This window comes from Massilia sp. Mn16-1_5 (assembly GCF_004798585.1).
Classification (GTDB): domain Bacteria; phylum Pseudomonadota; class Gammaproteobacteria; order Burkholderiales; family Burkholderiaceae_D; genus Telluria.
The window spans coordinates 151,472-162,809 of the sequence record NZ_PPXQ01000002.1; the positions used below are offsets into that span (position 1 = coordinate 151,472).

General features: G+C 66.9%; 5 protein-coding genes. 4 read left to right on the plus strand and 1 reads right to left on the minus strand.

The annotated features are described in order from the left end of the window. Positions 1-6: 6 nt before the first annotated feature. Genes C2862_RS02750 through C2862_RS02760 form a run of 3 tightly spaced genes read left to right on the plus strand, consistent with a single transcriptional unit; the run spans position 7 to position 7,801 of the window. Positions 7-3,105 carry a multidrug efflux RND transporter permease subunit gene (locus C2862_RS02750; RefSeq protein ID WP_136218589.1) on the plus strand — a complete coding sequence of 1,033 codons (3,099 nt, stop codon included), beginning with the start codon at positions 7-9 and terminating at the stop codon, positions 3,103-3,105. Beyond that, on the plus strand, positions 3,102-6,392 hold the full coding sequence (locus C2862_RS02755; RefSeq protein ID WP_136218590.1) for an efflux RND transporter permease subunit: 3,291 nt from the start codon (positions 3,102-3,104) through the stop codon (positions 6,390-6,392). Before C2862_RS02750 ends, C2862_RS02755 begins: the two co-directional genes overlap by 4 nt. A gap of 8 nt (positions 6,393-6,400) precedes the next feature. After that, complete coding sequence (locus tag C2862_RS02760) at positions 6,401-7,801, plus strand: efflux transporter outer membrane subunit (RefSeq protein ID WP_136218591.1); 1,401 nt, start codon at positions 6,401-6,403, stop codon at positions 7,799-7,801. A 175-nt stretch (positions 7,802-7,976) separates the two neighbouring features. Here C2862_RS02760 and C2862_RS02765 read toward each other — a convergent pair whose 3' ends face one another. Continuing rightward, positions 7,977-9,017 carry a bile acid:sodium symporter family protein gene (locus C2862_RS02765; RefSeq protein ID WP_136218592.1) on the minus strand — a complete coding sequence of 347 codons (1,041 nt, stop codon included), beginning with the start codon at positions 9,015-9,017 and terminating at the stop codon, positions 7,977-7,979. A 164-nt stretch (positions 9,018-9,181) separates the two neighbouring features. On the opposite strand from C2862_RS02765, the gene C2862_RS02770 reads away from it, so the two are divergent. Continuing rightward, positions 9,182-11,317, plus strand: coding sequence for a S46 family peptidase (locus tag C2862_RS02770; protein WP_373888242.1), 2,136 nt, complete (start codon positions 9,182-9,184; stop codon positions 11,315-11,317). Positions 11,318-11,338: the final 21 nt, after the last annotated feature.

Below are 11,338 nucleotides of genomic sequence, written 5' to 3' on the forward strand. Positions count from 1 at the left end.
GCTGCGATGAGCCCGTCCGGCCCATTTATCCGTCGTCCCGTCGCGACGGCCCTCCTGATGCTGGCCATCGTCCTGGCCGGCCTGGTCGGCTACAAGTTCCTGCCGCTGTCCGCGCTGCCGCAGGTCGACTTCCCGACCATCCAGGTGCAAACCCTGTACCCGGGCGCCAGTCCCGAAGTCATGGCGCGCACGGTGACGGCGCCGCTGGAGCGCCAGTTCGGCCAGATGTCCGGCCTGTCGCGCATGAGTTCGACCAGCGCCGCCGGTGTCTCGGTGGTCACGCTGCAGTTCGGCCTCGGCCAGACGCTCGACGTGGCCGAGCAGGAAGTGCAGGCCGCCATCAATGCCGGCGGCTCGCTGCTGCCAGCGGACCTCCCCGCGCCGCCGGTCTACGCCAAGGTCAATCCGGCCGACGCGCCGGTGCTGACCCTGGCCATCACCTCCGATACGGTGCCGCTCACCGAAATCCAGAACATGGTGAACACGCGCCTGGCCCTGAAGATCAGCCAGGTTTCGGGCGTCGGCCTGGTCACGCTCTCGGGCGGCCAGCGTCCGGCCGTGCGCATCCAGGCCGATACCGAGGCCCTCGCTTCCTACGGCATGGGCCTCGACTCGCTGCGCACCGCGATCACGGCGGCCAACGCCAACAGCGCCAAGGGCAGCTTCGACGGCCCGACCCGCGCCTACGCCATCAATGCCAACGACCAGCTGGTCACCGTCGACGACTACAAGAACCTGATCGTCGCCTACCGCAATGGCGCCCCGGTGCGCCTGGGGAATGTCGCGCGCGTGGTCGACAGCGCCGAGAACGTTCGCCTGGGCGCCTGGGCCAACATGAAGCCGGCCATCATCCTGAACGTGCAGCGCCAGCCGGGCGCCAACGTGATCGCCACCGTGGACGCGATCAAGGAACGCCTGCCGGAACTGCAGGCTAGCCTGCCCGCCGCCCTGCGCCTGGACGTGCTGAGCGACCGCACCACGGGCATCCGCGCCTCGGTCGAACACGTGCAGATCGAACTGCTGCTGGCCGTGGTGCTGGTGGTGCTGGTGATCTTCGCTTTCCTGCATAGCATCCGCGCCACCGTGATCGCCAGTCTCGCCGTGCCGATCTCGCTGATCGGTACCTTCGGCGTGATGTACCTGCTCGGCTACAGCCTGAACAACCTGTCGCTGATGGCGCTGACGATCGCGACCGGCTTCGTCGTCGACGACGCCATCGTCATGATCGAGAACATCGCGCGCTACATCGAGGAGGGCGAGAAGCCGATGGCGGCCGCCATCAAGGGCGCGGCCCAGATCGGCTTCACCATCATCTCGCTGACGGTCTCGCTGATCGCGGTGCTGATCCCGCTGCTGTTCATGGGCGACGTGGTCGGCCGCCTGTTCCGCGAGTTCGCGGTGACCCTCGCCATTACGATCCTGATCTCGGGCGTGGTCTCGCTGACCCTGGTGCCGATGATGTCGGCGCGCTGGCTGCGCAGCCATGAGGAAGAAAAGCCGAGCCGCCTGGCAAAGAAGACCCAGGCCTTCTTCGACCGTGTGATCCACAAGTACGATCGCGGCCTGGACTGGGTGCTAGCACGCCAGGGCCTGACCCTGATCGTCGCCCTGGCCACGCTGGCGCTCACCGCCTTGCTGTGGGTGGTGATCCCGAAAGGCCTGTTCCCGACCCAGGACACGGGCCAGCTGCAAGCGCGCGTGGAAGCGCGCCAGGCGATTTCCTACCAAGGTATGGCCGAGATGCAGCAGGCGGCCGCCAAGGCCATTCTCGAGGATCCGGAAGTGGAGTCTTTAGCCTCCAATGTCGGAGTGGATGCCGCCAACAACACGATGCTCCACACCGGCACCATGCTGATCAATTTAAAACGCGATCGGGACAGTGACCAGGACGAGATCATGATGCGCCTGAAGCGGCGCGTCGCGAATGTCGCCGGCCTGACGCTGTACCTGCAGCCGACTCAGGATCTGACCATCGACGCCGAGAGCGGCCCGACCCAGTACCGCGTCTCGCTGGAAGGCGCCGACAACGCCACCGTGATCGAATGGGCGCACAAGCTGGTCGCGCGCATGGCGCAGCAGAAGCAGCTGCGCAACGTGACGACCGACGCGGGCGCGGTCGGCGCCGCGGCCGTGGTCCACATCGACCGCGACACCGCCTCGCGCCTGGGCATCACGGCGTCTTCCATCGACGACGCCCTCTACAGCGCCTTCGGCCAGCGTATCGTCTCGACCATCTTCACCGAGACCAACCAGTACCGGGTAATCCTGGAAGCCCAGCAGGACGAAGCAATGTCGCTGGCGGCACTGGGCCGCCTGCAGCTGCGCACCAGTTCCGGCGAGCCGACGCCCCTGTCGGCGGTGGCGAGCATCCGCGAGGAACAGGCGCCGCTGCAGGTCACCCACGTGGCCCAGTATCCGGCCACCACCATCGGCTTCGACACCAGCGCCGGCACCTCGCTCGGCCAGGCGGTCGACTCCATCCGGGCCGCAGCAAGCGACATCAAGCTGCCGGCGTCCGTCACGCTGACCTTCCTCGGCGCGTCGGGCGCGTACGAAAACTCGCTGTCGAACCAGCTGTGGCTGATCCTGGCCGCGGTGGTCTGCGTCTACATCGTGCTGGGCGTGCTCTACGAGAGCTACATCCACCCGCTGACCATCCTCTCGACCCTGCCGTCGGCCGGTGTCGGCGCGCTGCTGGCGCTGTGGATCACGGGGCAGGGGCTGGGCGTGATCGGCATCATCGGCATCATCCTCCTGATCGGCATCGTCAAGAAGAACGCGATCATGATGATCGACTTCGCGATCGAGGCCGAGCGCGACGAAGGCAAACCGCCACTCGAGGCGATCCGCCAGGCCGCGCTGCTGCGCTTCCGCCCGATCCTGATGACGACGCTGGCCGCGCTGTTCGCCGCGGTGCCGCTGATGTTCGGCTGGGGCGAGGGCGCGGAGCTGCGCCGTCCGTTGGGCCTGGCTATCTTCGGCGGCCTGATCGTGTCGCAGCTGCTCACGCTGTTCACGACGCCCGTGATCTACCTCGCGTTCGACCGCGTGTCGCGGCGCTGGAGCGGCAAGGCGCCGGCCAAACCACGTGAGATCAAGGCATGAACCTGTCGAAGCCTTTCGTCCAACGCCCGATCGCGACCGTCCTGCTGACGCTCGGACTGGCCCTGGCCGGCATCGGCGCCTTCTTCGTGCTGCCGGTCTCGCCGCTGCCACAGGTCGACTACCCGACCATTTCGGTGTCGGCTTCGCTGCCGGGCGCCAGTCCCGAGACCATGGCCAGCAGCGTGGCCACGCCCCTGGAACGACGGCTGGGCACGATCGCCGGCGTCAACGAGATGACCTCGAACTCGGGCAGCGGATCGACCCGCGTCAGCCTGCAGTTCGACCTGAACCGCAAGATCGATGCGGCCGCGCGCGAAGTGCAGGCCGCAATCAACGCCGCGCGCGCCGACCTGCCGTCCACGTTGCGCAGCAACCCGACCTATCGCAAGGCCAATCCCTCGGACCAGCCGGTGATCATCCTGGCGCTGACGTCAAAGAGCCGCAGCCCCGGCCAGATCTACGACGCCGTCTCCAACATCGTCCAGCAGCGCCTGGCCCAGGTGCCGGGCGTGGGCGAGGTCGAGATCGGCGGCGGTTCGCTGCCGGCCGTGCGGGTAGAACTCAATCCCTATTCGCTGAACCGCTACGGCGTCTCGGCCGAGGACGTGCGCGCCGCCATTCAGTCGAGCAATCCGAACCGCCCCAAGGGCGCATTGGAGGGCAACGGCAACCGCCTGCAGATCTATTCGCAGGCCGATACTGCAACCGGCGGCCGCACGGCCGCCGATTACCGCGGCCTGGTGGTCGCCTGGCGCGACGGCGCCGCGATCCGCCTGCAGGACGTGGCGGACGTCATCGACGGCCCGGAAAACATCAACACCCTGGGTTTGTTCAACGGCGAGCCGGCCGTGATCGTGCTGGTCACGCGCCAGCCTTCGGCCAACGTCATCGAGACGGTGGACGGCGTGCGCGCGCTGCTGCCCTCGCTGCAGGCCCAGCTGCCGGGCGACGTCACCCTGCAGGTGGCCTCGGACCGCACCAACTCGATCCGCTCCTCGCTGCACGAGATCGAATTCACGCTCTTGATCTCGATCCTGCTGGTGGTGCTGGTGGTGAGCGTGTTCCTGCGCAGCGCGCGCGCGACCGTCATCCCGGCGGTGGCGACCGTCGTTTCTCTGCTGGGCACCTTCGGCGCCATGTATCTGCTGGGCTTCAGCCTGAACAACCTGTCGCTGATGGCGCTGACAGTGGCGACAGGATTCGTCGTCGACGACGCCATCGTGGTACTGGAAAACACGGCGCGCCATATCGAATCCGGCATGGACCGCATGCAGGCAGCCCTGGTCGGCGCACGCGAAGTCGGTTTTACCGTGCTCTCGATCAGCCTGTCGCTGGTGGCGGTCTTCATTCCGCTGCTGTTCATGGGCGGGCAGGTCGGGCGCCTGTTCCGCGAGTTCGCGGTGACGCTGTCGGCGGCCGTGATGATTTCGCTGGTGATCTCGCTGACCACCACGCCGATGATGTGCGCCTGGCTGCTCAAGAAGGGCCACACGATCGAACGCCAGCCGGGCCGCTTTGCCCGCTGGTCGGAAGCCGGTTTCAACTGGCTGCTGCGCGTGTACGAGCGCTCGCTCGACTGGGCGCTGGGCAGCATGGCGCTGGTGATGGTCATCCTCGTGTTCGTGATCGGCCTGAACGTCTACCTGTTCTCGGCGGCGCCGAAAGGCTTCTTCCCGCAACAGGACACGGGCCAGATCAGCGGCGGTATCCGCGCCGACCAGAGCATCTCCTTCCAGGCCATGCAGGCGAAAATGCGCCAGCTGGTCAACATCATCAAGCGCGACCCGGCGGTCGACACCGTGGTCGGTTTTACCGGCGGCGGCCGGGCAGGGGGCGGCTTCATGTTCATCAACCTGAAACCGGCGTCCGAGCGCACTGACAAGGGCCAGGCAGTGATCGCGCGCCTGCGGCCGAAACTCGCGCGCGTGACGGGCGTCTCGCTGTTCCTGAATCCCGTGCAGGATCTGCGCATGGGCGGACGCTCCAGCAACTCGACTTACCAGTACACGCTGAAAAGCGACAATGCCGAAGACCTGAAGGCCTGGGCCGGCAAGCTGGCCGACGCCATGAAGCGCCAGCCGCAGCTGGTCGACGTCGATACCGACCAGGCCGAGAACGGCGTCGAGATGTACGTCACCATCGACAAGGCGACCGCCGCGCGCCTGGGGATCAATACGCGCGACGTCGACAACGCCCTGTACAACAACTTCGGCCAGCGCCAGGTGGCGAACATCTACGATGAGCTGAACCAGTACCACGTGATCATGGGCGTGGCGCAGAAGTATGCGCAGACGCCGGAAGCGCTGAACGATGTGTACGTGCCGGCCAAGCCGACGGGCAGCAACACGGCATCAGGCACCACTACCGCCACCGCTGCGACGACCGGCGCCGCCACGAGCGGCACCACCACCAGCAACGGCACGCCGGCGCCCGCCTCGACCCTGACCGCCACGCGCGACGCCTCCGGCGGCTCGGCCCTGTCCAGCAGCGCGACCACCATGGTGCCCCTGTCAGCCATCGCCAGCTTCGCCGAAAGCGCGACGGCGACCTCGGTCAACCACCAGGACGGCGAACTGGCGACCACCGTCTCCTTCAACCTGGCCGAAGGCGCCAACCTGGAAGACGGCAAGGCGGCGGTAAAACAGGCCGAAGCCGACATCGCCATGCCCTCGAATGTGCGCGGCAGTTTCCAGGGCACGGCGCGCGCGGCCGAGGAGTCGAACAAGGAGCAGCCCTTCCTCATCCTGGCGGCCATCGTCGTCATCTACATCGTGCTCGGCATCCTCTACGAAAGCCTGATCCACCCGATCACGGTGCTGTCCACCTTGCCCTCGGCCGGCGTCGGCGCGGTGTTGGCGCTCCTGATGTTCAACATGGAGTTCTCGATCATTGCGCTCATCGGCGTCTTCCTCCTGATCGGTATCGTCAAGAAGAACGCGATCCTGATCATCGACTTCGCGCTCGACCTCGAACGCTTGAAGGGCGTGACTGCCCTGGAGGCCGTGCGCGAGGCCTGCCTGCTGCGCTTCCGCCCGATCCTGATGACAACGCTGGCCGCGGCCCTGGGCGCGCTGCCGCTGGCGATCGGCTTCGGCGAAGGCTCCGAGCTGCGTCAGCCGCTGGGCATCGCCATCATCGGCGGCCTGATCGCCAGCCAGCTGCTCACCTTGCTCACCACGCCGGTCGTCTACGTCCTGCTCGATAAACTGCGCCGCCCGACCACCGGCGAGCGCGAACTGGCGCGCCATCCGATCGAGGATGAGGCCGTGCCATCCATTTCACGATGAGATCCCGTATGCAGAAAACCACGCCGTTCCGACTGACCTTGCTGGTGTTAAGCCTCAGCCTCGCCGGCTGCGCCGTCGGCCCCGCCTACCAGCGCCCCAGCACGCCGGAACCCGTCGCCTATAAGTCGCTCGAAGGCTGGGTGCCGGCCGCACCCGCCGACGCCCTGGAGCGCGGACCGTGGTGGCAGCTTTTCGGCGACCCGCAGCTCGATGCGCTGGCGGCGAGTGTCGAGGTCTCGAACCAGAACGTGGCCGCCGCGGTGGCCAACTATGCGCAAGCACGCGCGCTGGTGCAGCAGGAGCGCGCCGCGCTGTTCCCGACGGTCTCGCTGAATCTCTCGGGCGACCGCTCCGGCGTGCGCGGGCAAGGCGCGAGCAGCGGCTATCGCCTCAACCTGGGCGGCAGCTGGGAGCCCGATGTCTGGGGCCGGCTGCGCGCCGGCGTGACCAGCGCCCAGGCCGGCGCCGAAGCCAGTGCCGCGGACCTGGCCAGCGCCCGCCTCGCGGCGCAGGGCGAGCTGGCCTCGAACTATTTCACCATCCGCGCCCTCGACGCCCAGCGCACGCTGCTCGAACGCACCATCTCCGGCTACGAGCGCGAACTGCAGATCACCCAGAACCGCTTCAACGTCGGCATCGCCGCCCGCACCGACGTGCTGCAGGCCCAGACCCAGCTCGCCAGCGCCAGGAGCGACGCCCTGACCCTGGCGCGCCAGCGTGCCCAGTTCGAACATGCGATCGCGATCTTGGTCGGCAAGGCCGCAAGCGAGTTCACGCTGGCGCCTACGCCCGAGTGGCGCGTGACGGTGCCCGAGGTGCCGGTCGGCGTGCCGGCCACGCTGCTGCAGCGCCGCCCGGACATCGCCGCCGCCGAACGCGACGTCGCCGCGGCGAATGCGGAAATCGGCATCGCGCGCTCCGCCTACTTCCCGAACATCGGCTTGTCCGGCTCGCTGGGCACCAGCGGCAGCCGTGTGGGCGACCTGTTCTCGCTCTCGAACGCGGCCTGGTCCTTCGGCCTCTCGGCGGCGCAGTCGATCTTCAATGCCGGCGCCACGCGGGCCAGCGTGGCGGGCGCCGAAGCGCGCCACCAGGCCGCCGTCGCGCGCTACCGCCAGACGGTGCTGAACGCCTTCGCCGACGTCGAGGACCAGCTGACGGCCACCCGCGTGCTGGCCCAGCAGCAGGACCTGCGGCGCCAGGCCTCCGAGGCGGCGGACCTGGTCGAACAGCAGATCATGAACCGCTATCGGGCCGGGCAGGTGGGATACACGGACGTGGTGCAGGCCCAGGTCACGGCCCTGAATGCGCGCCGCGCGCTGGTGCAGGTGCAGAGCGACCGCCAGACCGTGGCCGTGGCGCTGATCCAGTCGCTGGGCGGCGGCTGGCACGCGGGCGCCCAGCCTTGAAGACGGCACTTTCGTCTCCAGCTTGAGTTGTCACCTACTCAAGCGGGACTTCTTATGTTCTTCTTTCGCCATCCGAAACCGGTCGTCGACGGCCGCGCTGTTGCAGTGCAGGTCGTGCAGCAAAAGACGACGCGGGAAGTCTCGCGCACTGTGCTGGTCGTGGAGACGCCCCCGCTCAGCGCGACAGCTTCGCCGGTGCCTCCACGGCCGCGACAGGTTCTTCCGGGCGCCGCGCCCACTTCTGCGCCAGCACCGCGCACACCATCAGCTGGATCTGGTGGAACAGCATCAGCGGCAGGATGATCATCCCCAGCGCCGAGGGTGCGAACAGCACCTTGGCCATCGGCACGCCGCTGGCCAGGCTTTTCTTCGAGCCGCAGAACACGATGGTGATCTCGTCCTCTTTCGAAAAGCCGAGGCGGCGGCTGATCCAGGTGGACAGCGCCAGGGCGATGGCCAGCATCACGCAGGACAGCACCGTCAGCACGAGCAGCGCCGTGCCCGAGATGTGCCGCCACAGTCCTTCGTTGACGGACTCGCTGAAGGCCATGTAGACGACCAGCAGGATCGAGCCCTGGTCGACATAGCGCAGCACCGGCTTGTGGCGGTCGATGAAGGCGCCGATCCAGGGGCGCAGCAGCTGGCCGGCGATGAAGGGCAGCAGCAGCTGCTCGACGATCTTCCAGATCTGGTCCAGGCCCGAGCCCCCGGCCGCTTGTGCGCCCTGGACCACCAGGGTGCCGACCAGCAGCGGCGTGAGGAAGATGCCGAGGAAGTTCGAGGCCGTGGCGCTGCAGACGGCGGCCGCCACGTTCCCGCGCGCCAGCGCCGTGAAGGCGATCGAGGACTGCACGGTGGAGGGCAGCACGCACAGGAACAGGATGCCCATCGTGAGTTCCGGCGTGAGCAGGGTGAGCGCCAGCGGTTCGATGGCCAGGCCCATCAGCGGGAACATGACGAAGGTGGCGGCCAGCACCAGAAGGTGCAGGCGCCAGTGGGTCAGGCCGGCGACCAGGGCTTCGCGCGAGAGCTTGGCGCCGTGCAGGAAGAACAGCAGGCCGATGGCCAGGGTGGTGATGTCGCCCAATACGACGGCGGCCTCGCCGCTGGCGGGCAGCACGCTGGCCAGCAGGACCATGAGCATCAGGCCGATGGTGAAGGCGTCGAGCGCGAGGCGGCGCATGAGGGTGGAGAGAGAGGCGGCGATGCTGGACATGGGATCCTGAACGGGAACGACGGTGACCGGTCATTCTAGCCGCAAGCTCGAGCGCGTGCCCAGGACGGCGAAGGGCGGGCGTATTGACGCCAAAAAGACGTTCTCTCTGTTTGCCAACCGGGCTATACTCCCCGCTTGTTTTTACTCGTCAATCGGGGTCTACCTTGTTCAAATCGATCGTTCTTCCCGTCGCCCTGCTGGGCGTCGCGGCCGGCGCCATGGCCGACGAAGGCCAGTGGCAGCCGCACCAGCTGCCGCAGCTGAAATCCGAACTGAAACGCATCGGCATCACGATGCCGGCCGAGAAGCTGGCCGACCTGTCGAAGCATCCGATGAGCGCGATCGTCTCGCTGGGCGGCTGCTCGGCTTCGTTCGTGTCGCCGGACGGCCTGGTGGTCACCAACCACCACTGCGGCTACGGCGCCGTGCAGCGCAATTCGACCCCGGAAAAGAACTACATCGTCGACGGCTTCCTCGCCAAGACCCGCGCCGAGGAACTGCCGGGCGGCCCGAGCTCGCTGGTCTACGTGACCGAGAAGGTCGAAAACGTGACCAGCCGCGTCCTGAAGGACCTGGGTCCCGAGCTGACCGGCCGCCAGCGCAATGAGGCGATCTCCTCGCGCATCAAGGCCCTGATCGCCGAATGCGAGAGCGACAAGGCCTACCGCTGCTCGGTGCCGGCCTTCCATCGCGGCCTCGAGTACTACCGCATCAAGCAGCTGATGATCCGCGACGTGCGCCTGGTGTACGCGCCGTCGGACAAGATCGGCAACTTCGGCGGCGACATCGACAACTACGAGTGGCCGCGCCAGACCGGCGACTTCACTTTTCTCCGCGCCTACGTCGGCCCGGACGGCCGTCCGGCCGACCCGTCGCCGAACAACGTGCCATATAAATCGAAGGACTTCCTGGTCGTCTCGGCCGAAGGCCTCAAGAATGGCGATCCGATCCTGCTGGCCGGCTACCCGGGCCGCACCAGCCGCTACAAGCTGCCTCAAGAAATCCGCTTCGCGCGCGACGTCGACCTGCCTGGCCGCGTCTCCAGCATCACCGCCGACCTCGACGTCATTGCGGCAGCGACCAAGGGCAATGCCGCCTGGGACGTGCGCTACGCCAGCGTCGCGAAAAGCCTGAACAACGTGCTCAAGAAGAGCCAGGGCCTGCTGGACGGCTTCGCGCGCAAGGACATCGCCGCCATCAAGGACGTGCAGGACGCCGAATTCCGCAGCTGGTACGCCAAGAACGGCAGTGGACCGAAGCTGCTGGCCGACCTCGACGCCGTGATCGCGCTTGATATGGCGCTGTCGCGCGAAGAAGGCGCCTATGCGGAAGCCACCCACAGCGACCTCTTGAGGAGCGCACGCACCCTGTATCGCCTGGCCCAGGAACGCCAGAAGCCGGACGCCGAGCGCGACGCCGGCTACCAGGAGCGCAATCTCTCCTTCATCAAGGCACGCCTGAGCGGCCTCGATAAATCCTTCGTCGCGCAGGTCGACCAGGCGCGTTACGCCGCCGCCCTGAACCGCTACGCGAAGATCGACCAGAAGCTGCGCCCGCAAGGCCTGGACGCGCTGCTGCCGAATCCGACCAACCTGGCGCCCCTGTACCAGGCGACCGAACTGGCCGACACCGACAAGCGCCTGGCCTGGATCGGCAAGGACCTCGCCGCCTTCCAGCAGTCGAACGATCCCTTCATCCAGCTCGCCGTGCGCCTGAACGACGTGGCGAAAAGTCTGGAAGAGCGCCGCAAGGAAGTCGACGGCAACCTCGATCGCACCATCCCGCAGTACATGGCGGCCGTCATCGCCTGGAAGAAGTCGCAGGGTAAACCAGTCTACCCGGACGCCAACTCGACCCTGCGCGTGACCTACGGCACCGTGTCGCCCTACGCGCCGCGCGACGGCCTGGTGAAAGGTCCGTTCACGACCGTCGAAGGCATCATCGCGAAGGCGACCGACAAGGATCCGTTCCTGGTTCCGGCCGCGCTCACCGAAGCGGTCAAGGCCAAGCGCTACGGCGTCTTCAAGGATCCGGTGCTGAACACGGTGCCGGTGAACTTCCTGTCGAGCGCGGACACGACCGGCGGCAACTCCGGTTCGGCCGTGATGAACAAGCGCGGCGAACTGGTCGGCCTGAATTTCGATTCGACCTATGAATCGATCACCAAGGACTGGTACTTCGACACCGCGATCACGCGCGCGATCCACGTCGACATCCGCTACATGCTGTGGGTAATGAAGGAAGTCGACCATGCCGACAACCTGCTCAAGGAAATGACGATCAAGTATCCGAAGAAGTAAGCGGAATATCCTTGATCGAAA